This is a genomic window from Carboxylicivirga sediminis (assembly GCF_018156225.1).
Lineage (GTDB): Bacteria > Bacteroidota > Bacteroidia > Bacteroidales > Marinilabiliaceae > Carboxylicivirga > Carboxylicivirga sediminis.
Genome location: NZ_JAGTAR010000019.1, coordinates 88,547 through 114,858, shown reverse-complemented (window position 1 = coordinate 114,858; position 26,312 = coordinate 88,547). Strand labels below are relative to the sequence as shown.

Here is a 26,312-nt window from a genome sequence, read left to right as displayed (position 1 = left end):
CCTTAGACCCTATCCGAGATTGCAAATCGCTAGGTTGTGTGCTCCCTATTGGGCTTCGCCCCCTAACGGAGTCGTATGTTGTTAGCTGATCGGTGCTCCATCAACCTTCAACCCCATCCTGGGTTGTATGTTATTAGCTAAATGGTACGTTATCAACTTTCGACTCCTATCGGAGTCGCGAATTGCCAGGTTGTGAGTTTTCTATTGTCGTACGACTCTTACAAGAGTCGTATGTTGTTAGCTGATCGGTGCTCCATCAACATTCAACCCCATGCGGGGTTGTATCTTACTAGCTAAATTGTGCGCTATCAGCCTACGACTCCTATTGGAGTCGCATATTATTAGATTATGAGCTTTCTATTATCGTACGACTCCGCTAGGAGTCGTATGTTAATAAGCCCACGGCGTGCAATCATAAATAAGGCCGTTTCAAGAGTAGAACGGCCTTATAATTAGAGGTGTGAAGTTTATTCACTCACCTTTTCCGAATCCCGACGTGTTTTGCGTGCTCTGGCGCTGGAAGTCACCGAGCTGATAATCTCATTAATGGTATTTATCAAAGTCGTAATCTCAGTGTTTGGGCTAAACATAGCCATGCTCTCAAGGTATCGTAACGACGCGAGTAAATCTTCATAGAGCTGTTTGCGAGTGATGGTTAACAAAGGCTTGTCTTTAGCGTCCAGTTCTTCGCGTTTGGTGCTCACCGTTTCAAATTCTTGCTGGCATTGGTCTATTCGGGCAATCCACTCGCCCAGGTTGGTTGTTGCCAGGTAGGTGGTGGCAGGTTCTTTTTTTATTTCCGACAGCAGTGTGTTGAAGGCTGCCGATTGTTCGGCGTAACCACTTCGGTGCATCGTCCAGCCATTGCGACGGATAATTTCAACCAGGGCATAAGCAGCTTCTTTTGTGCTTGCATCCCAATGGTAGGTCAATGCTTCGGCACTGGTTCTTAGCCCCATAAATAGCTCATCGCGTTGAAAATCGATCGCTTCCATCTCTTTGGTGAGGGGATTAACCTTCTGCCGGTTAAGCGCCTGGTCAAAAATGTCAAAATTCTGATTAATACGCGCGGTAAGCACTGTTTTTAATGTCTCATCAATGCCAGAATCATTAGTGGCTGTTACAATGTTTTTAACAAGTGTATAGAATTCACTTGAACTTAAATAATTGTTTAGAATTGGTTTAATCATAGTATTAAATTTAGTTTGTTGCATTGAAACTAAACAAAAAATACAATAGAACAAAATGAAGTTGGGATATCTTCATTGTATTTACGAATAAATAGAATGAAGTAAGAGCTGTTAATGCGCATAATACAAAGTATATGACGAAAGTTGTGGTGGATGGTATTCAATGCTTATTGCAGGATGAGGTAATGAATGTGTGGATGGTAATCAAAATTATTAACGCTAAAATGAAGCCGCAAAGTTGTGGAGTGCAAATTATCATCATGATGGATGCTGCGCACAATTGTGTGGTATAATTCAGGTCATTAAAAATGACTCCGCACTTTTGCAGAGCGCCTTCATAGGCCTTAAAAATGACTCCGCAAACTTGTGGAGCCATTTTTAGCTTCGTGATTAGCACCTTGCAGATTTGTTGAATGGTTTTTGTCGGAATAAAAGTACCTGCGCAAAACTGTGTGGTGTGAATTGTAACATATATTTTAGTATTACAAGCACGGGAAGTGATGAAAGACAGGCACAAAAGCACTTGGAAATTGAAGGATTGCTGGCTGCTTTAAGTATCTGCAAGTAAATGGTGTTTTTAATGACTGCCAGACAATAGCAATCATGTTATTTATTATTGTATTTTTAGGATGTATATAAGGGGGATATAAAGCATAATGCTGTCTATCCCTTAGTTGTAGGTTATTTAAAAACTCCCATCATTAGAAATTATGGTAAGATATAAATCAAATACATATTATTTACTTGACAATCTACCTTTTGCAGTAATCTTATGTGGTATTTTTTGCTTTCTAACTTATATTGTTCGTGACAAATTAAACTTGGTTATATCTGGACTAATTGTATCCTCATTGTTTGTATTTGCAATTTTAGTACAACTAAGAAAGATTGCTAAAATCGAATTTAATGAAAGCCATATATTATTTACGTATTTATTACCCAGATTGGAAAAGCGCATATCTTATACATCAATTATAGAATATCAACATATAAGAGGTTTTCAGCTAACAAGTATCAATGTTATTAAATACTATGAATCTGGGACATCAAATGTAAAAAAGATAAAACTGACTAATGTAGTTAACAACGATGAGTTTATGGACTTTGTAAAATGGGTTAAGAATAAGAATGATGGCATTAGGTTTAAATTTCTCCCTTCAGACTCAGAATTGATAGAAGAATATAAAAAAGTGTTTCATTATATAGAATAAAAAACAACCTACAATAACTAAGCGTTCTGGCTGGTCGAAAACCAGAGTCTAAACCAAACAAGTAGTTTAAAACTACTTATTAAACTCAACGAAGTCGCAGACTTCGCTTAGCTAAGGGTTCAATTCCCCTTCCCTACTGTCTGAAATTGAACTAAGAAATAATAAATATGAGTTTAGATTTAAATGTTTTTGTAAAACAAGTTGACGATTCAATCATTCCAAAATGGATGGAGCGAATGAATCAATTTGATATGGAATGTGAAATTCATCCAGACTTTTCTTTTGATGACCACAGCGGATTTTTACCATTTAGAATAAAGTTTAAAAATACTGAGAACCAAGAATTCAAAGACAAAGAATTTATATCAGGATTTGAGTTTTATAAGGACGAATTTGATTTACAAAAAGAGCTTGACTCAATTCAACCTAAAAAGACTTTGATTCAAAGAATAATAAATAAGCCAACAGAAAAGGTTGAATATGTAAATACAGAGATAGACTCTAAACTTGCGGATTGTAAATTGGTTTTGACTTTTAATTGGGGTTCACAAAATTCGCTTGAACTTAGAATGTCTTCGCTTTCTTCGGCAATCATATCAGAATTGACTGATGGAGTATGCTGTTATCCTGCTGATGACATCTGGTATGACAACAAAACAATTGTTGAAGATGCTTATAAAGAGCTAAAGGAATACGAAGACTCATTACAACCAACTGACTGGAAAATGAATGAATTTGAAGGTTGGAATGATTGAAAAATATCGAAATGCCAACAATATGTATAAGTAATAGCGGTTCACCTCGCTCGGCGTAATTTGCAATTACGTCGAACCGAACAAGTAGTTTAAAACTACTTATTCAACCAAACGAAGTCGCAGACTTCGCTTAACTAAGGTTATTGCAACGAGAAGTCGTTCCGTTTTGGGGCGGCTTTTTTTGAATCGAAATTTTCCAATACGTGTAACCATTTACTTCATTGTCTCATATACAGGAAAGAGCATAGATACAAACTATCAGAATAGTGGAAAATAATACGTATATGAGGAGTTTAGTGAAGTTGTGGATGATGGTGCTTCCGGTATTTTTTATGGCATGCGAAAGCGATGTAATGATGGATGCCTATAGCAAGCATGGCGTGGAGCACGATAAGAATGTTTTGAAATCAAGCACCGAATCACTCAATAATGAGCTGGAGCAATTAAGCCAAACGCGCTTTGCAGCCATTAGTCACTCAATGTTTGGTCGCCTGGATGGGCATGAAGTTTCGGGCAATGCTTTGTTCTTACAAGCTGTTGTTGAGGTGGGCGAGTTGATGTATAACAATGCATCTCAAAACTGTTATTTCGAGGAACTCATGACCTTAACATTTGATAAAGATTATTATTGCAGTTTACTGGCCAATGAAGGATGTGGCGTGTGGGCCTGGGATGATACCAATAGCACATTTATTAAAGTGAAAGAGCACGAAACAGACGTGGTATTTCAGTTTCCGGCTACCAACGAAACACCTGGTGATACGGCTCTGCTGACTATTTCTGATCTGGCTTTTTATTCGGGTGATTTCCCCAACAAAGGAGAGGTGTTGGAAGACGGCACGGTTGTAGAGCAGGCGCTTGAAAAGTTACATTTCAGTATAAAAGTAAAGGATGAACTGGTGCTGGCCAGCAATGTGAATGCCACGTTTACGAATGATGGCTATTTTCAGGTAGTGGCAATGACATTTAACCCTACCCCTTATAATTTAAGTGGTGAATTGGGGAAAGATGAACAGAATGGCTATTGGATGTTGACATTCAACAATGATACAGACCGGGTACTGGGACATCTGCTGGATTTATCTTTTGATGGGCATGATGAACAGATGCCGGTGGAGCAACTGATTAACAGTTTGGCCATTGAAGAGGTGGTGTTTAATACAACAGCCGGAACCGGTGAATTGTATAATGAGCTGCTTAAGGTAGACGAGCTGCAGCCCGACAGTAAAGCGTATGCCGAGGCTTTGGCCAGTGCCTTAAATAGCTATGCAGCCATGGATGTGAGGTATCTGAATGATAACAAGATAATAGCAAAAGCACATGCGGTGCCCAAAGCGCGGGTTGATGAAGCCGGTAGTTGGTGGGTTGACCTGGAGCTTGAGTTTAGTGATGGTTCGCGCGAGAGCGGTGAAGTGTACTTTGATGACTTTCTGGCCCAGTTTAAACTGGAGCTTGAGCAAATGGTAGCTGAATTTGCCAGTAAGTTTGGGGTGTGACTCTTGATGCCTGATTATATAAAATCGATGAAGTAAGAAAGGTGCTATAATAGGCACCTTTTTTATGTAGAGGGTGTACTAAAATGAAGGGAAACAGTTTTTGGACTAATAATCTATAACTTCATCACCTCATTCCGTCCTTTCCGCTCTGGCGGAATAAAGCCTCCTTAAGGAGAAGGTGACCTTGCTGGAAAGGGCAACTCTCTAATGTAAGATATTATCATTGATGAGTCATGGCTTCCTCTCCTTGAAGGAGAGGAGTGAGGAGAGGTGTTTTCTTACGCATAAGTTTGTAATTGTCTTTTTTGATTCTCGTACACCCTCTTTTTTATATATCCGGGTTTTGTAACCCCTATCTAGTCCATGGTTGGCTGAGGAGGCAAAATAAATTCCAGCGGGATGTTTAAGCGCTGTCGCCAGGCTTCTTCACTATGTGTGGCTCCTTTAAATTTCAACGATTGATAATTGATGTCCTTATTGTAGCCATTGGCCATAAAGATGGAATCAACTTTTGTTTGGTAAGGTTCGTAGAGGGCGTCCAGATCGACGGTGCCATAATCAAAATAGATACGGTGTGTTTTGGCATTTGCTATATTCTGTTCCAGGTACTTTAGAGTGATGCCATCAACGGCAGGCCAGTGTGTCGACATGCAAATGGCTCCTCCAAAAATACCGGGGTATTCGCACATGGCATAGCAGCTAATTAAACCACCCATGCTGGAGCCCATAATAATGGTATTCTGTTTATTGCCAAGTGTGCTGTATGTTTTATCAATAAAGGGCTTCAGTTCGCGCACAATAAAACGCAGGTATTTATCGGCCAGCATGCCATCCAACAATACCGAAGGTTCAATATAAATCTCTTCCTTTTTGAGAATGGCCTGTTGTTGCTCTTCGGGTATCAGCTTCCAGCTCCTTTGTGGGAAATATTCGGCATGGCGTTTTTTGCCATTATTCCATATGCCTACTACTATGCAATCACGTACCCGGTGGTTGTTCATCAGACTGGCTAACACTTCGTCCACTCTCCATTCTTGTTGGTTCCAGGTGTTGGTAGCATCAAACAGCATCTGGCCATCATGCATGTATATAACAGCGTATTTATTGTCCTGAGAATATCCGTCGGGTAGCCACACATCAACGTTACGTGCATCTACATAGGCGGAAGGAAACATCTCGTGGCGAACGATTTTACCGGCAGCTACTTTTATGCTTTGAGCAAAGGTGCCTGCGGTAAAAAGTGATAGCAAAATGGATAGTAGCGTTTTCATGCCTCTGATATTAATGGTCACTTATGATAGCTGCTTAATATCCGTTATTGCGCAGAAAACGTCAAGGTTTTATTTCGGAACTTATATAGCCGGAAGGCCTTTCGCTAATCAGCTATGCCTTCCGGTAAAGGACTAATTAGTATTCGAAATCGACACATGAGCGAGCTTCCAATACTTCACGTATTATTTTGCCAACGGCCAGGTGATCGGGGTGTTTAGCGTAAGTCTCCAGGTCTTCCATGTTATTAAAGGTGGTGGTCAGGGCAATGTCGAACTGTTCATTAGGATTGCAATTGACGCCTACTTCAATAGACAGTAGTGCATCTATTTTATCGTCAAGAGCCAGCAAACCCTCTTTTATTTCTTCAATTTTGGCGCTTTTCAGTTTTTCGCTGTCAAAGCTTTTCAGTTGAAAGAGTACAATGTGCTTAATCATAATCGAATATTTTACTTATTTTGTCGGTTACAAACAATGCAAAATTAGTAAAATGCTGATTATTGGAATAGCTGGCGGGACAGGTTCCGGCAAAACAACTGTGGTGCGTAAAATTATGGAGCAGCTGCCCAAGGGCGAAGTGGCTATCTTGCCACAGGATTCATATTATAAAGATAGCAGGCATTTGCCCCTTGAAGAGCGGCAGAAAATTAATTTCGATCACCCCAATGCCATCGAATGGGAATTGCTGATTAAGCATATTGCCGACCTGAAAGCGGGCCGCGCGGTGGATATGCCACAGTATTCGTACTTATCATGTACGCGCTCTGAAGAGACGGTAACTGTTAAGCCGCGGGATGTGATTATCGTTGAAGGAATTCTGATTTTAGGTAACTGTCAGTTGCGCGAGCTAATGGACCTGAAGGTATTTGTGCATGCCGATGCGGATGATCGCTTGTCGAGGGTGATACAACGCGATATTATGGAGCGTGGACGAACGGTTGAAAAGGTGCTTCAGCGTTATGATGAAACAGTGAAACCGAGTCATCTGCAGTTTATTGAACCAACTAAGCGATATGCCGATTTGATTGTGCCGCAAGGTGGTAATAACCATATTGCCATTAATATTCTCACGCACTTTATTGAACGTAATTTAACCAGCCTAAATTAATTGCTATGCTTGATGCCGTCAGAGTAGAAGATATCATGTTTTTGGATATCGAAACAGTGCCGCAGGAGGCCAGTTTTGAAAATGTAACACCCGAATTGCAAGTACTTTGGGATAAAAAGTCGGCTTACTTCAGGGCTGAGGATGAGTCCGCAGCCGATGTGTATGGCCGTGCCGGTATCTATGCTGAGTTTGGAAAGATTGTTTGTATATCGGTAGGCGTGATTTCGGCTCGTGGAGGCAAGCGAATTTTTCGGGTAAAGTCATTTGCAGGTGATAATGAGAAGGTGCTACTCGAAGATTTTGGTCGCATGCTAAATGGATTTGCGCGTGACATGCATAAGAATATATGCGGGCATAATGCCAAGGAATTTGACTTCCCCTATATTGCCCGGCGGATGCTTATCAATGGAGTTAAGTTACCGCCTATTCTGGATGTGGCCGGAAAAAAACCATGGGAAGTGAAGTTTATGGATACCATGGATATGTGGAAGTTTGGCGACTACAAACATTATACATCCCTTAATCTGCTAACAACCATTTTTAATATCCCTTCGCCCAAGGATGATATTGATGGAAGCCAGGTGGCTCAAGTGTTTTACGAAGAACGTGATGTGGAGCGCATTGCCCGCTATTGTGAGAAGGATGTGTTGGCAACGGCTCAGTTATTTTTGCGCTTCAAGGGAGAAGAGCTGATAGCTGAGGATGCGGTTGAGCATGCCTGATGATTGTTGAGTTGCTAATTTGTTGATTTGACAATCTGTTAGATGCGATTAGCATATGGTTGATAGAGAAATCTTTCAGTCCCTGATTGTTCGTTCTTGCGTAGCTGATCTTCCCTTTGTGGAAATGCCATCAGGCAATGGGAGCATTTCTCTAATCTTTTATCTTGCGTCTGGTTTCTGTCTGCTCTTTAATAGGGTATCTATCAGTTAAACAAACAACCAGATACTAAGAGAATAACTCAATCCAATAAGAAATACGCCAAGGTCTTAATAAGCAGTTCAGGCTGTTCGGCATGCAGCCAGTGGCCAGCATTGGGGATGCTCACAACTTCAGCTGTTTTAAAGAATTTGCGCATCACCAATGTATCTTCATCCATCACATAGCCCGATTTTTCACCCCTTATAAAGATTGAAGGGATATTGACGTTTAGTTCATCCGGGTTGAGTTCTGAAAAGCCATCCATTATTTGTTCCAGCGTTTCTTTAATAACAGGCAGGTTAAGGCGCCAGTGGTAGTTGTCGTCTTTGGTGCGATTAACGTTTTTCAGCAGAAACTGACGTAGCTTCTTGTCGGGCAGACTTGTGCTCAGTTGTTGGTCAATATCTTGCCTTGATGATACCTGGGTAAAATCTACATTGAGCATGCTGTCAATAATCAGCTGATGGTTATTGGTAATCTGTGCATAATTACTGAACGAGGCATACGATTTTGGTGCAATGTCGAGAATCACCAGTTTACTGATGCGTTCGGGATGCGTCAGAGCAAAGCGCATGGCTGTTTTGCCACCCATCGAGTGCCCAACCAGATGCGCTTTTTCAATGCCTTTGTCGTTAAAAAACTCCAGGAGGTCATCGGCCATGCACTCATAATTGTGACTGTTGCTATGGGGCGAATGGCCGTGATTCCTTTGATCTAATAGATAAATTCGATAATCCTTTTCCAGCTGGCGGGCAATTGATACCCAATTGTCTGATGCCCCGTACAAGCCATGCAGGATAATCAGAATGGGCCCATTATTGCCAAATTCGCGATGGAAAAGTTGCATGCCTTTTATTTTATCAATTGCTGTTTATATAGCTGAATGGTTTTTTCAAGACCAATATAAAGGGCATCGCTAATTAAGGCATGGCCTATTGATACTTCCTTTAAATAAGGGATGCGCTCATTGAAATACTTGAGGTTGTCCAAATTCAAATCGTGTCCGGCATTTATTTTAAGTCCAATTTTATTGGCCAATTCGGCTGCTTCAACAAATGGCGCAATAGCCGCTTCACGGTCTTTCGTAAAGTTGGTAGCGTAAGGCTCGGTATAAAGCTCAATCCGGTCGGTATTGGTTTTAACTGCTCCCTCAATGTTCTTCAGGTCGGTGTCAACAAATATTGAGGTACGAATACCAGCATCACTGAATCTACCTATCACATCCTGTAGAAATGTCATATGAGTTACTGTGTCCCATCCTGCATTGGAGGTCAGTGCTTCCGGAGGATCGGGTACCAGTGTCACCTGATGCGGGCGAACAGCCAAAACAAGGTCAATGAATTCTTTCGACGGATAGCCTTCAATGTTAAACTCTGTTTTAATGACCGGACGAATATCATACACATCTTTATAACGGATATGGCGCTCATCGGGTCGTGGGTGAACAGTAACGCCATCACCGCCAAATTCCTGAACATCAATAGCAGCCTGCAATACATTTGGTGTATTGCCACCCCTTGAATTTCGAAGGGTGGCTACCTTATTTATGTTAACACTAAGTTTTGTCATTGTTGTTTTATTGATGAACACCCTCTTATGAGTGATTAAATGCAAAATAAACTATCGCCTACTTTTGCTTGTTATAATGTTTGACAGTATTTTTAATACTCAAACAATTACGTCATAAAAGGGTTTTCCTTTGTCGCGCAAAATTATAAAGTATTTCGAAAAGTAATCTATGTTGGCAAAAGAATTAATATCAGAAGTTGTTCCTTCACTAAAGACCTCAGACAGCGGGCTTGATGCCCTTAACTGGATGGAGGTTTTCAGAGTTTCGCATTTGCCAATTGTTAACAACAGGGCTTTTTTAGGTCTGATTAGTGATGTTGATATATATGATTTCAATAAGGCCGAAGAAGCTTTGGGGAATCATGCATTGTCTTATGCACGGCCGTTTGTATTTGAGCATCAGCATATATTCGATGTGATTGAGCTGGCCTCACGACTGAAGCTAACTGTAGTGCCTGTTGTTGATAAAGAGGAGAACTATCTGGGCCTTATTACACAAAGTGATTTATTGCAGACGTTTGCCGGTTTAATTGCGGCTCATACCGAAGGCGGGATTATTGAGTTGGAGCTTATGCCCCGTGATTATTCTTTGGCCGAGATAGCCAGAATAGTTGAAGATGCCGATGCTAAAATTCTGAGTTTGTATGTTTCTCAGCCTGTTGATGCCGATAAATTGTGTATAGCCATTAAACTAAACCGCATTGATGTCGGGCCGGTGCTAAATGCATTTGACAGGTACGACTATTCGGTTAAAGCAACCTACGTGGGCGATAATGCTTATGACGATACTGTGAAAAAGAACTACGATGCACTAATGAGGTATCTTAATATGTAGCGTAATAAAAAGGTAATGTATGGTATGGGCCTATGTAAATGCCGGCAGATTGTTGTGCATATGTATATTGATGCATATGCACAGTTTGCTTGCTAATGCTCTGCCGCTTAACAAAAATGAACAGGTAAATGATGAATATGTAACTGTTCAGCAGGTTGTTATTACCGGCAATAATATTACCAAACAGAGGGTCATTCTTAATGAGCTCATTTTTAAGCAAGGTGATCGATTACTGGTCAATCGGCTTGGGCAGGTTGTTAAGCGTTGCCGCCATAATCTCTTAAATACATCTCTATTTAATTTTGTTTCTATTCATTATACCATTCAATCCGATGATACGATTGTGTTTCATATCAATGTGGATGAGCGATGGTACTGGTGGGTTTTTCCCATATTTGAGGTGGCTGATCGTAATTTAAGCTCATTCTTTAATAGTGGTGACTGGTCACGTGTCAACTATGGTGTCTATCTGAAGCGAGATAATTTCAGGGGGCGCAACGAAAAAATCATTGCGCGCATCCGACTAGGGTTTACTACTCAGATATTATTGGGATATTTATCGCCTGAATATAATAAACGTGGAGGTTGGGGTGCTTTCTTTAACTTTAGCATGTCTGATCAGTTACCTTATGCAACGCTAAATAATCAGCCCATTTTTACTGGACTTGAAACAGAAATGGCTCAAATGGCCTATCACGGTTCCTTGTATTACTCTTTGCGCTCAGGCTTATATCAGCGGCACAAACTCGACGTGGCCTATCATCATTACAATGTGAGTGATTCAGTGATTGACCTTAATCCCAACTACCTGACAACTGAAGCCAATAAACTGCAGTTTCTGGAATTAAAGTATGAATATACCTACGACAAGCGTGATTCAAAGATTTATCCGCTGAAAGGCAGTCGGGTCAAGCTCGAAGCTGTTCAGTCTGGATTTGGCTTGTGGCAAGATGAACTGAATAACTTTAAGCTGGCAGGTAGCTACGATAAGCATGTACGTTTGCACGAGAGCTGGCACTGGACCAGCATGGCATATGGTGAGTATAATACGAGTAATTCACTGCCCTATGTATTGAATGCCGGAAGTGGCTATGAAAGCTTTTTGAATGGGTATGAGCTATATGTCATTGATGGTACCCGGCAATTTACGATGAAAAATCAGTTGCTATTTACCTTGCTACATCCCCGTGTTAAAAGTTTGGGTTTTATGCCGCTTACCCAGTTTGCAAAAGTCAATTATGCGTTTTACCTGAAGGCTTTTTATGATTTTGGAAGCGTATGGCAAGAGAATCCACCAATAACTAATACATTTGTAAATGATTGGCAATATGGCTATGGTGCCGGTATCGACTTTGTTACGTTTTATGACATGGTCTGGAGTTTTAACTACTCCGTTAATAAGCATCGTCAGCATGGTTTTTTTGTACATTTTAATTTGGCCATTTAGTATTCTTCAGATAAACTCAAAATTATGCGAATAGCTGTTTTCGGAAAGCAGTTTGGTGAGGTGTTCTTTAATGCCTGTAAGAGCCTGTTTAATATTTTAAAGGACAGTGATGTGGATGTGGTGATTCATAAACCATTCTACGATTTTTTGCTTACAAGCGTTAAGATGAAGCCTGAAGTGGATGCTTTTTTTACACACCACGATGACATAGCAGATGTTGACCTGGTTTTTAGTATTGGTGGCGATGGTACCTTTTTAGAAGCGGTGACTTATGTGCGCGATAAAGGTATTCCGATTGTGGGCATTAATTCTGGTCGATTAGGTTTTCTGGCCGATATTTCGCAAGGAGAAATGAAGGTAGCAATACGGGAGGTGCTTGATGGTAAATACCGGCTCCGACAGCTCGATCTCCTGGTGCTTGAAACCAATGGGAATCATTTTGGTGATTATAACTTTGCCCTCAACGAGCTGGCCATTTCAAAGCGCGATAGCTCGGCCATGATTACCATACATACCTATGTCAATAACGAGTTTTTAAACTCTTTTTGGGCCGACGGGCTGATTATCTCTACAACAACAGGCTCAACAGCCTACTCACTTAGTGTGGGTGGTCCGATATTGCATCCGGATAGTAAGTGTCTGATTATTACGCCTATTGCTCCGCACAACCTAAATGTGAGACCCGTTGTAGTGCCTAACGATGTGGAGGTAACCCTGAAGGTGGAAGGGCGTGATTCTAAGTTTTTGGCTTCGCTCGATTCAAGAAGTGAAGTATTTGATAACTCAGTCAACCTTAAGGTTAAGAAGGCTGGTTTTAGCATCAATGTGATTGAGCTGGATGGCCACTCCTTCTTCACCACCTTGCGTAATAAATTGATGTGGGGCGTTGATAAGCGCAATTAATCTTTATTTTAGTGCAATAATTTTTCAGAATCGCTGTTTGAACAATTATACCGCGATGTACAACTGTGGTTGATGTTGCCAGTAATTCAGGTTTTTGATTTTAATGCTAATGCCTCTAATCGATAAAGAAACCCCAACAAAAAATATAAGGCGGCCGCTTTTAATAGCGGTCATTGTTTGTTTGTGCATTGCCAATCAACAAGTACAGGCGCAGGATCGGCTTGAGTTAGGTGCTTTTTTAGGCACTTCATACTATATTGGTGATTTGAGCACAGGCATACCGTTTACAAACTCCCACCTGGCTGTTGGGGGTATTGGCCGTTATGTGTTTACTGATCGTATTGCCCTAAAAGGAATGGCTTTAGTGGGTAATATCAGCGGGGATTATCATGGTCAGGATTTAAAATACCTTGAGTCGGACGAGGGGAATTATTCCTTCAACAGAAGTATAGGAGATATTTCGGCACAGGTCGAGTTTAATTTCAGGTCTTACGATCATAAATTTATTTCCACCACTACCTTCACGCCATACATTTCGGTTGGCTTAGCCACAACTATTTATAACAGAATTGATACAGATGTTGAAAATTCTGCGGGCAATACAAGTTTTATATTATCTTTGCCGTTCGGTATAGGTGCAAAGTACAAGATCAACAAATATGTAAGGATTGGAGCCGAATGGACCTTCCGAAAAACATTTGTTGATGACTTGGACTATGTGGGGCCAGGAAGCATAGATCCTTCCGACCCTTATGGATTTGGAGAGAGCACTTTTACCCATAATAACGATTGGATATCGTTTGCAGGTGTATACGTTACAATCAGTATGTTGAAACGTAAAACCAAATGTAATGATGGTATAAAAAAATAGCACGTTGATAGTATGTCGTTAAAAGACGAACTGATACAAGACAGGCTGCCAAGCCACATAGCAATAATAATGGATGGAAATGGTCGCTGGGCTAAAAAGCGTGGAAACTCGCGAATGTTTGGCCATAAGCATGGCGTTACGGCTGTGAGGGAAGTAACAGAAGCAGCGGCCGAACTTGGGGTGAAGTACCTGACTCTTTATGCGTTTAGTACAGAAAACTGGAGCCGTCCCAAAACGGAGGTGGATGCGCTCATGAGCCTCCTTGTGTCAACTATCAGTTCCGAAACTTCCACTTTAATGAAAAACAATGTGAAGCTTAATGCAATAGGTTGTAAGAAAGCTTTGCCAGGTGGCGTTCAGAAAAAACTGGAAGACTGCATACAACAAACTTCATCAAATACCGGATTAACATTAACACTGGCATTAAGCTACAGTTCTCGTTGGGAGATAATTGAAGCTTTTAAAAGCGTTGCCAGCGAAGTGAAAAATGATCAATTGGCTATTGAAGATATCAATGCCGATGTGATATCCAATTACATGTCAACTGCCGGTATGCCTGATCCGGAACTAATGATCAGAACCAGCGGTGAACATCGAATAAGTAACTTTTTACTTTGGCAGTTAGCTTATTCTGAGCTATATTTCTGCGACATTTTATGGCCCGATTTTAGGAGAGATGATTTTTACCGGGCCCTGTTGGATTTTCAAGGTCGCGAAAGGCGATTTGGAAAAACCGGCGAGCAAATTAAAAAATAATCAGGTGAAGTGAGGTGAGAAGATAGAATCGAGGAAGTTGGACTAACCTAAATTGAAAAAACTATTGAACTGCATGGAAGGTAATATGCGAAGTAAATTATTGATTGTTTTTCTTTTTATATTCTCTATTAGTAGTGTAATTGGACAAACAACTGATATTCCAAATATTTCATATTCGGGCACTCCCCGAAAGTATGTAATTGCAGATATTGAAGTAACTGGGGTGCAAAATCTGGATCCAAAAATACTCGTCAATATCAGTGGACTGAAAGTAGGGCAGCAAATTACCGTGCCAGGTGATGAAGTGTCCGAAGCTATCAGGCGATACTGGCAACACGGACTTTTCTCCGATGCCAAAATCAAAGCCAAAAAAATCGAGGGGCGTGAAATTTACCTGGAAATATACCTGCAGGAACGACCTCGTTTATCAGAGATGTATTTTCATGGGCTCAAAAAGAATGAGATAGAAACAGTAGAGCAAAAGGTTGCCATGATGAAAGGTTCGCAGGTAACACCCTTTATGGTGACCAGAGCCGAGAAATACATTACCGATCACTTCGTGAATAAAGGTTTTTATAATACCGAAGTTAATATTGTTCAAAAAGATGATCCCTCCAAACCGAATCATGTTACGCTGGATATCAACGTTGACAAGAAAGATAAGGTAAAGGTAAGTAGCCTGACATTTGAAGGAAACGAGGTGCTGAGCGATGGTAAGCTAAACCGCACCATGAAAAAAACCAACGAAAAAGGTAAGGTGCTGAACTTTTTCAGAACCAAGAAATTTGTAGTTGAGAAATACGAAGAGGATTTAACGGCTGTTATTGGTAAATACAACGAACTGGGATATCGCGATGCACGCATCGTAAGCGAAGAGGTAAGTAAAAATATCGAGGATAACACCGTTGATGTTAAGTTAGTGCTTGAAGAAGGTAACAAATATTACTTTGGTGATATTAGTTGGGTCGGTAATACCATTTACCCTTCCGAGCTTTTAGCGTATGACTTACGTATTAAGAAAGGTGATGTGTTTAACCAAACATATCTGGATGAACGCTTAATTACTGATGAAGATGCGGTGCATAACCGCTACATGGATAATGGTTATTTGTTCTCAAATATTACACCTGTAGAAACAGGTGTGCGGGGTGATACCATCGATATTGAGATGCGTATTTATGAAGGCCAGCAGGCTACCATTAATAAGGTCATCATTCGCGGTAACACCAAAACTCACGAGCATGTGGTGCGTCGTGAAATCAGAACTAAACCGGGACAGCTATTTAGTAAGTCTGAATTAATTCGTACAGTACGTGAATTAGCGCAACTTGGTCATTTCGATCCTGAGAATATTTCACCAGACGTTCAGCCAAATCCTGATAATGGAACAGTTGACCTGGTTTATCAGCTTGAAGAAAAAGCCAATGACCAGATAGAATTATCCGGTGGTTGGGGTGCTGGTATGTTTGTAGGTTCATTAGGTCTGAAGTTTACCAACTTCTCAATGCGTAACTTCTTTAATAAAGAGGCTTGGCGTCCATTGCCAACTGGTGATGGTCAGACACTGGCTTTACGTGCACAAACCAACGGTAAGTTCTACCAGTCATATAGTTTATCATTTACCGAACCATGGTTAGGAGGTAAAAAACCTAACTCACTAAGCTTCTCTATCTATCACTCTATTCAAACCGGTGTTAGTTCAAGTTACTACGATCCGCGTTATAGCTATGGAGGTGGTTATGGTGGTTATCCTGGTTATGGAGGTAGTTACCCGGGTATGCAAGATCCTGATGCCATCGATCAGCACATGAAGATTACTGGTATCTCATTAGGATTTGGTAAACGTCTTCGCTGGCCCGATGATTTCTTCTCATTATATACAGAGGCTAGTTATCAACGATACGATCTGTTGGATTGGAATTATTTCATTATGCAGAATGGTATTTCAAACAACCTGAACTTTAAAGTCATGTTGAGTCGCCGTTCAATTGATAATCCAATTTATACTCGTCAGGGATCTGACTTTTCAGTGGGCGTTGAATTTACCCCGCCTTGGTCAATGTTCCAGCCAGACAAGGATTGGTCAAAAGCCAGCGAAGAAGAAAAGTATCAGCGTATTGAGTATCATAAGTGGACTTTCAAAGGAGCCGTTTATAAGCCTATTGATAATGCCAACAAACTGGTTGTGATGGGTAAAATGGAGATGGGCTTCCTTGGTTACTATAATAAATACCTTCAGAGTCCGTTTGAGAAGTTCGTTCTCGGAGGAGATGGAATGGCGGGCTTCAGCATGTATGGTTCCGAGACCATCGGATTGCGTGGATACGAAAACTCATCGCTTACACCTTATAATACACAAGGATCGTACGACGGTAACATATATAATAAGCTGACCATGGAAGTAAGATATCCATTGGCATTGCAACCATCGGCCACCGTTTTTGCACTGGCCTTTCTCGAAGCCGGTAATGCATGGAGTCAGTACGAAGATTATAATCCGTTTGAGCTAAAGCGTTCTGCCGGAGTTGGTTTGAGAATATTCTTACCTATATTTGGATTAATGGGAATTGACTGGGGTTATGGATTTGATGAGAGCCTATACAGAAGAAATGCCGGTGGTAGTCAGTTCCACTTTGTAATAGGTCAAAGTTTCTAACATACAGCTTGTTATGAGTTTGGTTTGATTTTTGTTTATTTAAGCATACTAAAATGAATAAGCTATGAAAAACATCGTTTTATTATCTCTTTTATTTGTTGGGCAAATGGCGTTTGCTCAAAAGTATGCTTTTGTTGACTCGGAATATATTTTAAGAAACATTCCTGCTTATGAGGCAGCTAATGAGCAATTGTCGCAATTATCCAGCAAGTGGCAGGGTGAAGTGGAGCAGCGCTATCAGGAAGTAGCTGAGCTATACAAAAACTATCAGGCTGAGAATGTGTTTCTTTCCAATGAAATGAAAACAAAACGGGAGAATGAGATAGTTGAAAAAGAGCAACAAGCTAAACAGCTGCAGCAGAACTATTTCGGGCAGAATGGAGAGCTCTTTAAAAGGCGCGAAGCTTTAATAAAGCCAATTCAGGATGAGATTTACAATGCTATAACTGATATTGCTTCGGAGAACAACATCGCTGCAGTATTTGATAAAGCATCCGGGATGGGTATTATGTTTGTGGATAACAAGTATGATATCAGTGACGATGTGCTGATTGAACTTGGATATAAAAGTGAATAATTAAAGAAGAAGATATGAAAATTTACTACACACTGGTTGTTGTATTTTTACTAGCCATTGGTTCAGTTAATGCGCAGCAGCCTATGAAATTTGGTCATATTAACAGCGCTGAAATACTGCAGGCAATGCCAGAGTTGAAAGCTATTGAAGAACAAATGGAGGCGGAGTTTGAGCAGAAAGAGTCACAGCTAATGACCATGCAGCAAGACTTACAAACTAAGCAGCAGAGCTATCAGCAGGATGTTGAAAGTTTATCAGCCGCTGAGAGACAAGCTCGTGAGCAGGAGTTGATGGAATTGAACCAGAAGGTGCAAAACTTTTACTTGCTTTCACAACAGCAAATACAGGCCAAACAGAATGAATTACAAGCGCCTGTTATTCAAAAATTGCAAGCCGCTATTCAGGAAGTGGGCGATGAAGAAGGATTTTTGTATATATTTGAGATGACAAGCCGGGTACCTGTTTTCGCGTCAGATAAAAGCATTGATGTAGGTGCATTAGTGAAAGCTAAACTAGGTATTCAATAATAAGTAAATAAAAAATTTAGATATGAAATTGGTAAAAGTTATAGTACTGTTTGCTGCCATCGCATTCGTTGGAAAAGTGCAGGCGCAGGATCTTAAGTTTGGTCATATAAATATTCAGGAATTAGTGATGCAACTACCGGAAAAAGTAGCTGCTGACCAGGAACTTCAGGCCGAAGCTACTAAATTGCAGGAGCAGTTACAGGTAATGCAGCAGGATTTGCAGAAAAAATACACCGACTATATGTCACAACGTGATTCTTTGCCTGATTTAATCCGTGCCACTAAGGAAAAGGAAATTCAGGATTATGAGCAGCGTATGCAACAATACAGTCAAATGGCGCAGCAGACAATTGGCCAGAAGGAGCAGCAATTGCTTCAACCAATTATCACCAAAGTGCAAAAAGCCATTGATGAAGTTGGACAGGAGCAAGGCTTAATCTATATTTTCGATATAAGCTCTCAGGTAGTAGTATATCACTCAAGTAAAAGTATAGATTGTGCACCGTTGGTTAAGACTAAATTAGGCGCACAATAAGAAATAGCAAATAATTTTGTTGAAGCGGGTGGCTAGGTTTAGTCACCCGCTTTTGTATCTTTAAGTGATATTTCTATTGTATGAAACAACCAGGACCAATTGCCGTGTTTGACTCCGGTTACGGAGGATTAACTGTATTAAATAAATTGATTGAGCATTTACCTCAGTACGATTACATTTATTTAGGAGATAATGCACGCACTCCTTATGGAACACGTTCGTTTGAGGTTGTTTATGAATACACATTACAGGCTGTTAAAAAGCTCTTTGATATGGGAGCTAATCTGGTTATTTTAGCTTGTAATACTGCTTCTGCTAAGGCGCTTCGTAACATCCAACAGAAGGATCTTCCGCATATAGATCCTCAGAAGCGTGTTTTGGGAGTTATACGACCAAGTGTTGAAGTAGTTGATACCTATAGTGAAACCAAGCACGTTGGTATTTTGGGTACCGTGGGTACTATACAGTCCGAATCGTATCCAATAGAAATTAACAAGCTTTTCCCATCAGTTCAAGTGGCTCAGGAAGCTTGCCCAATGTGGGTGCCACTGGTTGAGAATAATGAGTTTGATAAACCTGGAACCGACTATTTTGTGAAGCAGCACGTGGACAACCTCTTTAAACAAGATACTGCAATTGATACCGTCATTTTAGGTTGTACGCACTATCCGCTGTTAACCCCGAAAATTAAACCATACTTACCTGCGGGTGTGCAACTGCTGGAGCAGGGAGATATTGTCGGGGAAAGTTTAAAAGACTATCTGTTTCGGCATCCGGAGATGGATGCTATGTGTTCGAAAGGGGGGACTGTACATTTATACACCACCGAACAGGTTACTAAATTCAAACAGACAGCAGGGATATTTTTCGAAGGTGAAACCAACGTGGAACATTTGGTTTTATAAAAGCTATCAGCCATTGGTTAATAGCTGATAGCTTCAAAGTTACTTTTCGTTTTCTTCCTTGAACCACCCGGCATACATCAGGTAGTTATTAGCAATTTTTTGTACCATCTCTCTTGATTGTTCAGGCTCAATGTCTTTGACTTTTTTAGCTGGTACACCTGCATATATGCTGTTTGGCTCTACAATAGTGCCCGTTAATACCAGTGAATTAGCTGCAATAATTGAGTTGCTGCCAATCACGGCATGATCCAGTACCGTGGCACCAATACCAATCAATACATTGTCTTCTATTTTAGCGCCATGTATAGTTACATTATGACCTATTGATACATTATCACCGATCTCAACGACTGATTTCTGATACAGGGTGTGCAAAACAGAGCCGTCCTGAATGTTTACTTTGTTGCCAATGCGAATCGAATTAACATCGCCGCGCAATACTGCATTAAACCATATGCTACAATCATCGCCTATCTCTACATCGCCTATGATGGTTGCGTTTTCGGCCAGATAGGCATTCTTCCCAATTTTAGGCGTAAAGCCTCTTACTGATTTAATTAGTGCCATATTTTGTTTTGTTTATAATTATCCTGAACTTTTGAAAGCTTATATTACAACAGGTATTAGTTAAACAGTTGAAGAATTGAAAGGTCAAAAATACAATCAACTTTTTTAACTCTGAGTGTTGAAGAGGGGTAAAGTAAAGGATAATTCGATTTATCGGCCATAAATTATGTATTTTAAAATGTGTTGTATAACACAAGTTGTGAACCGGTTAAACATGACAAATATCAACTTGTCGATATGGCCATATCTCTACCTTTACTCCCACAATTCAGAGGAAATTAATGTTGAAAGCTAAGTGCTTATATTCATTGATTTCCTTTTTATTGATAGTTCAACTTTGTTATAATAGATAGATATAAATCAGAACCTTGTCAATCATGGGTAAAAGGTCAAAAGTTATTGAAAGAGATGAAGTTGTAGTAAGGTTTTCAGGTGACTCCGGTGACGGAATGCAGCTGACTGGTACCTTATTCTCTTACACCTCTGCAATTTTCGGAAATGACATCTCAACATTTCCTGATTATCCATCTGAAATTCGTGCCCCACAGGGCACCATTAGCGGGGTATCCGGCTTTCAGGTGCATTTTGGACATACCGAAGTATATACTCCGGGGGACTACTGCGACGTACTGGTGGCAATGAATCCTGCAGCATTAAAGGCTAATGCAAAATGGATGAAACCAGGTGGTACGGTTATTTTAGATGTAGATAGTTGTGATGAAAAGAATTTGCGAAAAGCAGGTTATGAAACCGACGATCCTATTACAGAAAGTAAACTGAGCGGCTACAATATTGTGAAGGCTCCTATCACTACGCTGACGAAAGAAAGCTTAAAAGATATGGGATTGGACAATAAAAGTATTCTTCGAAGCAAGAACATGTATGCGCTTGGCTTGGTTTACTGGCTTTTCGATCGTCCTCTTGATCATACCAAAGACTATATAAAGAAGAAGTTTAAAAAGAATCAACTGATTGTTGATGCCAATGTGAAGGTACTTGAAGATGGTTACAACTATGGTAACATTATTCAGGCGCTAACACCTTCTTATCATATCCACCCTGCAGATATCAAAAAAGGAAAGTATCGCAACCTAAGTGGTAACCAGGCTGTTGCCTGGGGATTTTTGGCCGCTGCAGAGAAGAGTGGTTTAGAATTATTCCTGGGTTCATATCCTATTACGCCAGCTACTGAAATTCTTCAGGAATTAAGTGCTCGTAAAGATTTAGGTGTGAAGGTATTCCAGGCTGAAGATGAGATTGCAGGTATCTGTACTGCGATTGGTGCCAGCTTTGCTGGTGATTTGGCGATTACAACCACCTCAGGACCTGGCTTGGCTTTAAAAGGTGAAGCAATTGGCTTGGCCGTTATTGCCGAGTTGCCACTTGTTATTGTAAACGTTCAGCGTGGTGGACCATCAACCGGATTACCTACTAAGACTGAGCAGTCTGATTTAATGCAGGCACTTTACGGCCGTAATGGTGAGAGTCCAGCTGTTATTATTGCAGCCAGCTCACCAACCAATTGCTTTGATTATGCGTTCTACGCAGCCAAAATAGCAGTTGAACACATGACACCTGTTATTTTATTAACCGATGGTTTCCTGGCAAATGGCACTCAACCATGGCGCTTGCCAAATCTTGAAGAATGGCCAGCTATTAGCGTACCTAAAGCAGACGTTAATGCTAAAGACTGGCATCCGTATAAGCGAGATCTGGAAAAGCTTTCTCGTTATTGGGCAACACCTGGAACAGCTGGATTAGAGCACCGTATTGGCGGGCTCGAAAAGGATGAGCACACTGGAGCTGTTTCTCATGATGCCTTAAACCATCAGCGTATGGTGGAAATTCGTGAGGAAAAAGTACAACGTGTTGCTAATGTGGTGCCTGAATTGGAATTGTTGGGTGATGAAGATGCTGATGTTTTAGTAGTTGGATGGGGTGGTACATTTGGTCACCTGTTTACAGCTGTTGATGAGTTGGCAAATGAAGGACATAAGCTGGCATTGGCACATTTTAATTACATTAAGCCATTACCACGCAATACATATGAGGTACTGAAGCGCTACAAGAAAATTGTAGTCTGTGAATTAAACCTTGGGCAATTTGCCGATTATCTGACAATGAACTTCCCTGATATTCAAACACAACGTTTTAATAAAGTACAGGGACAACCATTTACGGTAGTAGAATTGAAAGAACACTTTAAAACCTTGCTGGAGGACTAAATGATGGCTGAAAATTGTCAAGTAAAATTTACAGATTTTAAAAGCGACCAAAGCGTAAAGTGGTGTCCGGGTTGCGGGGACCATGCCATTCTGAATTCAGTGCAAAAGGCAATGGCTTCTTTGGGATATAAAAAAGAAGAAGTGGCAGTTATTTCTGGTATTGGCTGTTCATCGCGATTCCCATATTATATGGAAACGTTTGGTTTTCATACAATCCATGGTCGTGGTTCGGCCATCGCATCAGGTGTTAAGGTGGCTAACCCACATTTAAAAGTGTGGCAGATTACAGGTGATGGTGATGCTTTAGCTATTGGTGGAAACCACTTTATTCATACCATTCGTCGTAACATTGATTTAAATGTAATTCTGTTCAACAACCAGATTTATGGTCTAACAAAAGGGCAGTATTCACCAACTTCCAAGCGTGGTTTTATTTCAAAGACCTCTCCGTTTGGTACCGTTGAAGCGCCTTTCCGTCCGGGAGAGCTTTGTATTGGTGCACGTGGTCAGTTTTTTGCCCGCTGTATCGATAAAGACCTGAAGCACTCGGTGGTAATGCTGGAAGAAGCAGCTAAGCACGAAGGTACATCTATCGTTGAAGTACTTCAGAACTGTGTTATTTATAATGATAAAACCCATAATGCTATTACCGACAAAGCGCATTCGGCCGATCGTACGATTAAGCTGGAGCATGGTAAACCAATGATTTTTGGAGCAGAAAGTAATAAAGGCTTGATGCTTGATGGGTTAGAGTTGAAGGTGGTTACCATCGGTGAAAATGGCATAACTGAAGATGATATCCTTGTGCATGATGCACATTGTGATGATATCACTCTACATTTGAAGCTGGCTGATATGGAATACCCGGAATATCCGGTTGCCTTGGGTGTAATTCGTTCTGTTAAGGCACCTGTTTATGATCAGTGTGTAGCGAAGCAGCTTGCAGAAGTTCAGGAACAATCGCAAATTAAATCATTCAACGACCTGATTCACTCAGGAGATGTGTGGGACGTTGAATAACTATTTTTTATTGAGTTAGCACAAAAAGAAGAGCCGTTCAGATAATTCTGAGCGGCTCTTTCTATGTTCTTGAGATATTGTTATTCAGTCTCTTCTTCCTTTTCGTGAAGCTGATTGAACTTCTTTAAGCCGAATAGCACCGCATAGTAGCTAATAACAATGGTTAATGGGAGAGAAAGGTACCAAACTATTTCGTGTAAATATTTCATGTTGATTCTATTAGTAAACGTGTAAATCCTCTGATTTCATTTCATCCTCATCAATTGGCTTGTTGTTTATGGCTTTCCATACATACCAAATGTATGCAAAAACGAATGGAACAAGCAGTGATACATAACTCATGGCAGTCAGGGTAAAGTGACTTGATGATGCGTTTTGTATCGTTAATGAACTTTGTAAATCATAGCTTGAAGGGTAGAATGAGGTGTTATTAAACCCAGCAATTAGTAAAAGGCTGAATACAGTAAGAACAGTACCACCACCTGCAGCCCATATGCCTTTTGTACAGTCGCTACGAAGTATACTGGCACCCAAGCCAAGTAAAACTCCAACAACGCCAAGTAAAAACAGTATGAGAACAATAGGCATCTCCACCATATTTTTGAAATACTTGTAAGGTTCCAGATATACTTCCTGTGTATTTGGATTTACCGCAAAGCCATCTCTCACAAACAACCATATTATAAAAGTTAGAAAGAAAACAAGAAATGGAATGCCGTTGTAAATCAGATGCTTTTTAGCACGCGTGAAGATGTCATCATGATTAATGCTGTTCATGAAATAAAGTAAGCCAAGTACGCGGGCCAGGAAGAATACAGCAAGTCCTAGTGATAAATTATGAAGGTTTAAAGCTGCTTCCAGACCATGAGAACTAAGTTCCCATTGTGATTGATTCATTTCATTCACAGTGAAAGCGGAACCGGTAAAGAAGGTGGCTACTGCAGTACCGATTAAGATAGTGCCAAGCAGGCCGTTGATTAGCAGGAATGTCTCATAGGTTCGTGGCCCAAAAACATTATTGGGTCTCGAGCGGAATTCATAGGCTATAGCCTGAATAACAAATGCGAACAGGATAAGCATCCAAACCCAGTAGGCCCCACCGAAACTGGTGCTGTAAAATAGCGGAAAGGAGGCAAAAAATGCTCCGCCAAAAGTTACCAAAGTGGTAAAGGTAAATTCCCACTTGCGCCCTAATGTATTCACAAGCATTGTTCTTTCCATACTTGTTTTACCAATGGTATAAATCAAGGTTTGTCCACCCTGCACAAACATCAGGAAGACGAGTAATGCGCCTAAAAGCGAAACGATGATCCACCAATATTGCTGCAGTGCTAAATGTGATAATTCTCCAAACATTAGTTGTGTCCTCCTTCTTTAGGTCCGTTCTTAATTTGTTTTACCATGATTTTTACTTCCGCTATAGCCAGAGCCACAAAGGTGATGGTGAAGAGCCAGAAAGTGATCATTACTGAGCTGGTATCAATTTTGGATACGGCAGTCATGGTGGGCATCAGATCCTGAATAACCCATGGTTGACGACCAACTTCAGCAACTATCCATCCGGCCTGACTGGCAATGTAGGCTAATGGAATGGTCCATAGAGCTGTGTATAACACCAGTTTATTTGATTCGAGTTTCTTTGCGTATACCAGCCATAAAAGTACCATAAACAGCAGCATAAAATGACCACCCAGAATAACCATGATATGGAAAGCATAGAAAGACAATGAGATAGGTGGTACTATTTTGAAAGCGTTCAGCTCCAGTTGCTCAGGATTGGGATCATAATAGTTGCCGTAGCCGAAGTATTTAAAATAGTTCTCCACCCATTCTTTATCATCAAATTTCGCTTTCAATCGTTCGTATTCAGCCTCATCAAAACCTTTCGACTCTTTAAAGGCTTTTAGTGTTTGCTGTGCTTCATAACCTCTCTTTATTTTTTCCTTGTACGACATGATGTTGTGTTGCTCATTGCCTAAAACCAAATCTTTGATGCCAGGCACAAAAGCGTCTACCTCTAGAAAAGCAAGGTAAGAGAGCATGTTAGGGATTTCTATTTTTACCAGGAACTCTTGATCTGAATCTCGATTCATTGGGTCGTCGTGCTGTTTGCCAAACAAACCAATGGCAATTAAAGGTGCTTGCGTCTGGCCTTCGTAAAGCGACTCCATAGCTGCAAATTTCATGGGTTGTGTTTTGGCAACATCACGGGCCGATCCATCGCCTGTTGCCACTAGCATTACTGAAGACACTAAACCAAAAATAGCAGCAATCACTATACTTCGCTTGGCAAATAGTATATGACGCTTTTTTATTAAGAACCAGCTACTTATGCCTACAACAAATAACGAGGCCAGCACATAGCCGGATGTGGTGGTGTGCAAAAATTTTGTAACGGCTGTTGGTGATAGGAAGACATCCCAGAAGTTTTCCATCTCATTACGAGCTGTTTCCGGATTAAACTTCATGCCAACCGGGTTTTGCATCCAGGCATTGGCCACTAATATCCAGAGTGCAGATAGGTTGGCTCCTGCTGCCGTTAACCAGGTGGCGGTCAGGTGAAATTTTTTACTGACCTTACCCCAACCAAAAAACATAACAGCAATGAAGGTACTTTCCATAAAAAAGGCCATAATACCTTCAATGGCTAACGGTGCCCCAAATATGTCACCAACAAACCATGAATAATTGGACCAGTTGGTGCCAAATTCAAACTCGAGGATAATACCTGTAGCCACGCCTATGGCAAAGTTAATTCCAAATAACTTCATCCAGAATTTGGTAATTCGCTTCCACTCCGGATCACCTGTTTTTACATAAATGGTTTCCATAAAAGCTATGATAAAACTGAGGCCCAGTGTTAGTGGCACAAAGAGCCAGTGAAACATAGCTGTAAGTGCAAATTGTGCTCTCGACCAATTGACGAGCGACAAATCAATATTCTCTAGCATATTTATTTATTGTTATTA

26 protein-coding genes are annotated in these 26,312 nt (G+C 40.7%); 17 read left to right on the top strand and 9 right to left on the bottom strand.

What is annotated here, in order from left to right; translation table 11 throughout:
- Positions 1-467: 467 nt before the first annotated feature.
- Positions 468-1,190 carry a DUF6261 family protein gene (locus KDU71_RS13190; protein ID WP_212191549.1) on the bottom strand — a complete coding sequence of 241 codons (723 nt, stop codon included), beginning with the start codon at positions 1,188-1,190 and terminating at the stop codon, positions 468-470.
- A gap of 134 nt (positions 1,191-1,324) precedes the next feature.
- Between KDU71_RS13190 and KDU71_RS13185 the strand changes: the two genes are divergently transcribed.
- The 3 genes from KDU71_RS13185 (at position 1,325) to KDU71_RS13175 (ending at position 4,652) form a co-directional block, all read left to right on the top strand.
- Entirely contained in the window at positions 1,325-1,483 is a 159-nt protein-coding gene (locus KDU71_RS13185) for a hypothetical protein (protein WP_212191548.1), read from the top strand.
- Between the two features lie 1,085 nt (positions 1,484-2,568).
- Entirely contained in the window at positions 2,569-3,156 is a 588-nt protein-coding gene (locus KDU71_RS13180) for a hypothetical protein (protein ID WP_212191547.1), read from the top strand.
- A 284-nt stretch (positions 3,157-3,440) separates the two neighbouring features.
- Positions 3,441-4,652: a hypothetical protein gene (locus KDU71_RS13175; RefSeq protein ID WP_212191546.1), complete on the top strand. Its 1,212-nt coding sequence runs from the start codon at positions 3,441-3,443 to the stop codon at positions 4,650-4,652.
- 356 nt (positions 4,653-5,008) lie between these two features.
- Here the strand turns inward: KDU71_RS13175 and KDU71_RS13170 are convergent, their stop codons facing one another.
- A complete protein-coding gene (locus KDU71_RS13170; protein WP_212191545.1) occupies positions 5,009-5,923 on the bottom strand; it encodes an alpha/beta hydrolase in 915 nt (304 codons plus the stop codon).
- 136 nt (positions 5,924-6,059) lie between these two features.
- A complete protein-coding gene (locus KDU71_RS13165; RefSeq protein ID WP_212191544.1) occupies positions 6,060-6,359 on the bottom strand; it encodes a Dabb family protein in 300 nt (99 codons plus the stop codon).
- A 52-nt stretch (positions 6,360-6,411) separates the two neighbouring features.
- Here KDU71_RS13165 and udk point away from each other — a divergent pair, with 52 nt between their 5' ends.
- On the top strand, positions 6,412-7,029 hold the full coding sequence (udk, locus tag KDU71_RS13160) for a uridine kinase (RefSeq protein WP_212191543.1): 618 nt from the start codon (positions 6,412-6,414) through the stop codon (positions 7,027-7,029).
- A 5-nt stretch (positions 7,030-7,034) separates the two neighbouring features.
- Positions 7,035-7,751 (top strand): 3'-5' exonuclease, encoded by a 717-nt coding sequence (locus tag KDU71_RS13155; RefSeq protein ID WP_212191542.1) that lies wholly within the window; start codon positions 7,035-7,037, stop codon positions 7,749-7,751.
- 239 nt (positions 7,752-7,990) lie between these two features.
- On the opposite strand, the gene KDU71_RS13150 is transcribed toward KDU71_RS13155, so the two are convergent.
- Together KDU71_RS13150 and KDU71_RS13145 are read right to left on the bottom strand one after the other, a co-directional pair.
- Complete coding sequence (locus KDU71_RS13150) at positions 7,991-8,797, bottom strand: alpha/beta fold hydrolase (RefSeq protein ID WP_212191541.1); 807 nt, start codon at positions 8,795-8,797, stop codon at positions 7,991-7,993.
- Positions 8,798-8,802: 5 nt separating this feature from the next.
- Positions 8,803-9,519 (bottom strand): pyridoxine 5'-phosphate synthase, encoded by a 717-nt coding sequence (locus tag KDU71_RS13145; RefSeq protein ID WP_212191540.1) that lies wholly within the window; start codon positions 9,517-9,519, stop codon positions 8,803-8,805.
- A 169-nt stretch (positions 9,520-9,688) separates the two neighbouring features.
- On the opposite strand from KDU71_RS13145, the gene KDU71_RS13140 reads away from it, so the two are divergent.
- The 10 genes from KDU71_RS13140 (at position 9,689) to murI (ending at position 19,531) form a co-directional block, all read left to right on the top strand.
- Positions 9,689-10,354: a CBS domain-containing protein gene (locus KDU71_RS13140; RefSeq protein ID WP_212191539.1), complete on the top strand. Its 666-nt coding sequence runs from the start codon at positions 9,689-9,691 to the stop codon at positions 10,352-10,354.
- Between the two features lie 76 nt (positions 10,355-10,430).
- Entirely contained in the window at positions 10,431-11,801 is a 1,371-nt protein-coding gene (locus tag KDU71_RS13135) for a BamA/TamA family outer membrane protein (RefSeq protein ID WP_212191538.1), read from the top strand.
- Between the two features lie 24 nt (positions 11,802-11,825).
- A complete protein-coding gene (locus tag KDU71_RS13130) occupies positions 11,826-12,704 on the top strand; it encodes an NAD kinase (protein ID WP_212191537.1) in 879 nt (292 codons plus the stop codon).
- A gap of 109 nt (positions 12,705-12,813) precedes the next feature.
- Complete coding sequence (gene porG / locus KDU71_RS13125) at positions 12,814-13,575, top strand: type IX secretion system protein PorG (protein WP_212191536.1); 762 nt, start codon at positions 12,814-12,816, stop codon at positions 13,573-13,575.
- A 12-nt stretch (positions 13,576-13,587) separates the two neighbouring features.
- Complete coding sequence (locus tag KDU71_RS13120; RefSeq protein ID WP_212191535.1) at positions 13,588-14,331, top strand: isoprenyl transferase; 744 nt, start codon at positions 13,588-13,590, stop codon at positions 14,329-14,331.
- 73 nt (positions 14,332-14,404) lie between these two features.
- On the top strand, positions 14,405-16,987 hold the full coding sequence (bamA, locus tag KDU71_RS13115) for an outer membrane protein assembly factor BamA (protein ID WP_244828482.1): 2,583 nt from the start codon (positions 14,405-14,407) through the stop codon (positions 16,985-16,987).
- 64 nt (positions 16,988-17,051) lie between these two features.
- Positions 17,052-17,564, top strand: a complete 513-nt coding sequence (locus tag KDU71_RS13110; RefSeq protein WP_212191534.1) for an OmpH family outer membrane protein — start codon at positions 17,052-17,054, stop codon at positions 17,562-17,564.
- Between the two features lie 14 nt (positions 17,565-17,578).
- Positions 17,579-18,091: an OmpH family outer membrane protein gene (locus KDU71_RS13105; protein ID WP_212191533.1), complete on the top strand. Its 513-nt coding sequence runs from the start codon at positions 17,579-17,581 to the stop codon at positions 18,089-18,091.
- A gap of 22 nt (positions 18,092-18,113) precedes the next feature.
- Positions 18,114-18,626, top strand: coding sequence for an OmpH family outer membrane protein (locus KDU71_RS13100; RefSeq protein ID WP_212191532.1), 513 nt, complete (start codon positions 18,114-18,116; stop codon positions 18,624-18,626).
- Positions 18,627-18,706: 80 nt separating this feature from the next.
- On the top strand, positions 18,707-19,531 hold the full coding sequence (gene murI, locus KDU71_RS13095) for a glutamate racemase (RefSeq protein WP_212191531.1): 825 nt from the start codon (positions 18,707-18,709) through the stop codon (positions 19,529-19,531).
- A gap of 39 nt (positions 19,532-19,570) precedes the next feature.
- Here murI and KDU71_RS13090 read toward each other — a convergent pair whose 3' ends face one another.
- A complete protein-coding gene (locus tag KDU71_RS13090) occupies positions 19,571-20,098 on the bottom strand; it encodes a gamma carbonic anhydrase family protein (protein ID WP_212191530.1) in 528 nt (175 codons plus the stop codon).
- A gap of 377 nt (positions 20,099-20,475) precedes the next feature.
- Here KDU71_RS13090 and KDU71_RS13085 point away from each other — a divergent pair, with 377 nt between their 5' ends.
- Positions 20,476-22,323 carry a 2-oxoacid:acceptor oxidoreductase subunit alpha gene (locus KDU71_RS13085; protein WP_212191529.1) on the top strand — a complete coding sequence of 616 codons (1,848 nt, stop codon included), beginning with the start codon at positions 20,476-20,478 and terminating at the stop codon, positions 22,321-22,323.
- Between the two features lie 3 nt (positions 22,324-22,326).
- Positions 22,327-23,343 (top strand): 2-oxoacid:ferredoxin oxidoreductase subunit beta, encoded by a 1,017-nt coding sequence (locus KDU71_RS13080; protein WP_212191528.1) that lies wholly within the window; start codon positions 22,327-22,329, stop codon positions 23,341-23,343.
- An 80-nt stretch (positions 23,344-23,423) separates the two neighbouring features.
- Here the strand turns inward: KDU71_RS13080 and KDU71_RS23210 are convergent, their stop codons facing one another.
- From KDU71_RS23210 to KDU71_RS13070, 3 genes are read right to left on the bottom strand one after another with little or no spacing between them, the layout of a single operon-like run.
- Complete coding sequence (locus KDU71_RS23210) at positions 23,424-23,552, bottom strand: hypothetical protein (RefSeq protein ID WP_262898264.1); 129 nt, start codon at positions 23,550-23,552, stop codon at positions 23,424-23,426.
- Between the two features lie 10 nt (positions 23,553-23,562).
- Positions 23,563-24,699: a cytochrome d ubiquinol oxidase subunit II gene (gene cydB / locus KDU71_RS13075; RefSeq protein ID WP_212191527.1), complete on the bottom strand. Its 1,137-nt coding sequence runs from the start codon at positions 24,697-24,699 to the stop codon at positions 23,563-23,565.
- Positions 24,699-26,294, bottom strand: a complete 1,596-nt coding sequence (locus KDU71_RS13070) for a cytochrome ubiquinol oxidase subunit I (protein WP_212191526.1) — start codon at positions 26,292-26,294, stop codon at positions 24,699-24,701. Before KDU71_RS13070 ends, cydB begins: the two co-directional genes overlap by 1 nt.
- Between the last annotated feature and the right edge of the window lie 18 nt (positions 26,295-26,312).

Bases quoted from the DNA above. Each gene is read 5' to 3' on its own strand.
- KDU71_RS13155 (WP_212191542.1), top strand. From the start codon at position 7,035: ATGCTTGATGCCGTCAGAGTAGAAGATATCATGTTTTTGGATATCGAA.
- KDU71_RS13135 (WP_212191538.1), top strand. From the start codon at position 10,431: ATGCACAGTTTGCTTGCTAATGCTCTGCCGCTTAACAAAAATGAACAG.
- KDU71_RS13080 (WP_212191528.1), top strand. From the start codon at position 22,327: ATGGCTGAAAATTGTCAAGTAAAATTTACAGATTTTAAAAGCGACCAA.
- KDU71_RS13180 (WP_212191547.1), top strand. From the start codon at position 2,569: ATGAGTTTAGATTTAAATGTTTTTGTAAAACAAGTTGACGATTCAATC.
- bamA (WP_244828482.1), top strand. From the start codon at position 14,405: ATGGAAGGTAATATGCGAAGTAAATTATTGATTGTTTTTCTTTTTATA.
- KDU71_RS13090 (WP_212191530.1), bottom strand. From the start codon at position 20,098: ATGGCACTAATTAAATCAGTAAGAGGCTTTACGCCTAAAATTGGGAAG.
- KDU71_RS13110 (WP_212191534.1), top strand. From the start codon at position 17,052: ATGAAAAACATCGTTTTATTATCTCTTTTATTTGTTGGGCAAATGGCG.
- KDU71_RS13140 (WP_212191539.1), top strand. From the start codon at position 9,689: ATGTTGGCAAAAGAATTAATATCAGAAGTTGTTCCTTCACTAAAGACC.
- KDU71_RS13150 (WP_212191541.1), bottom strand. From the start codon at position 8,797: ATGCAACTTTTCCATCGCGAATTTGGCAATAATGGGCCCATTCTGATT.
- KDU71_RS13165 (WP_212191544.1), bottom strand. From the start codon at position 6,359: ATGATTAAGCACATTGTACTCTTTCAACTGAAAAGCTTTGACAGCGAA.
- KDU71_RS13085 (WP_212191529.1), top strand. From the start codon at position 20,476: ATGGGTAAAAGGTCAAAAGTTATTGAAAGAGATGAAGTTGTAGTAAGG.
- porG (WP_212191536.1), top strand. From the start codon at position 12,814: ATGCCTCTAATCGATAAAGAAACCCCAACAAAAAATATAAGGCGGCCG.
- KDU71_RS13190 (WP_212191549.1), bottom strand. From the start codon at position 1,190: ATGATTAAACCAATTCTAAACAATTATTTAAGTTCAAGTGAATTCTAT.
- KDU71_RS13145 (WP_212191540.1), bottom strand. From the start codon at position 9,519: ATGACAAAACTTAGTGTTAACATAAATAAGGTAGCCACCCTTCGAAAT.
- KDU71_RS13070 (WP_212191526.1), bottom strand. From the start codon at position 26,294: ATGCTAGAGAATATTGATTTGTCGCTCGTCAATTGGTCGAGAGCACAA.
- KDU71_RS13130 (WP_212191537.1), top strand. From the start codon at position 11,826: ATGCGAATAGCTGTTTTCGGAAAGCAGTTTGGTGAGGTGTTCTTTAAT.
- KDU71_RS13105 (WP_212191533.1), top strand. From the start codon at position 17,579: ATGAAAATTTACTACACACTGGTTGTTGTATTTTTACTAGCCATTGGT.
- udk (WP_212191543.1), top strand. From the start codon at position 6,412: ATGCTGATTATTGGAATAGCTGGCGGGACAGGTTCCGGCAAAACAACT.
- cydB (WP_212191527.1), bottom strand. From the start codon at position 24,699: ATGTTTGGAGAATTATCACATTTAGCACTGCAGCAATATTGGTGGATC.
- KDU71_RS13170 (WP_212191545.1), bottom strand. From the start codon at position 5,923: ATGAAAACGCTACTATCCATTTTGCTATCACTTTTTACCGCAGGCACC.
- murI (WP_212191531.1), top strand. From the start codon at position 18,707: ATGAAACAACCAGGACCAATTGCCGTGTTTGACTCCGGTTACGGAGGA.
- KDU71_RS13175 (WP_212191546.1), top strand. From the start codon at position 3,441: ATGAGGAGTTTAGTGAAGTTGTGGATGATGGTGCTTCCGGTATTTTTT.
- KDU71_RS13185 (WP_212191548.1), top strand. From the start codon at position 1,325: ATGACGAAAGTTGTGGTGGATGGTATTCAATGCTTATTGCAGGATGAG.
- KDU71_RS13100 (WP_212191532.1), top strand. From the start codon at position 18,114: ATGAAATTGGTAAAAGTTATAGTACTGTTTGCTGCCATCGCATTCGTT.
- KDU71_RS23210 (WP_262898264.1), bottom strand. From the start codon at position 23,552: ATGAAATATTTACACGAAATAGTTTGGTACCTTTCTCTCCCATTAACC.
- KDU71_RS13120 (WP_212191535.1), top strand. From the start codon at position 13,588: ATGTCGTTAAAAGACGAACTGATACAAGACAGGCTGCCAAGCCACATA.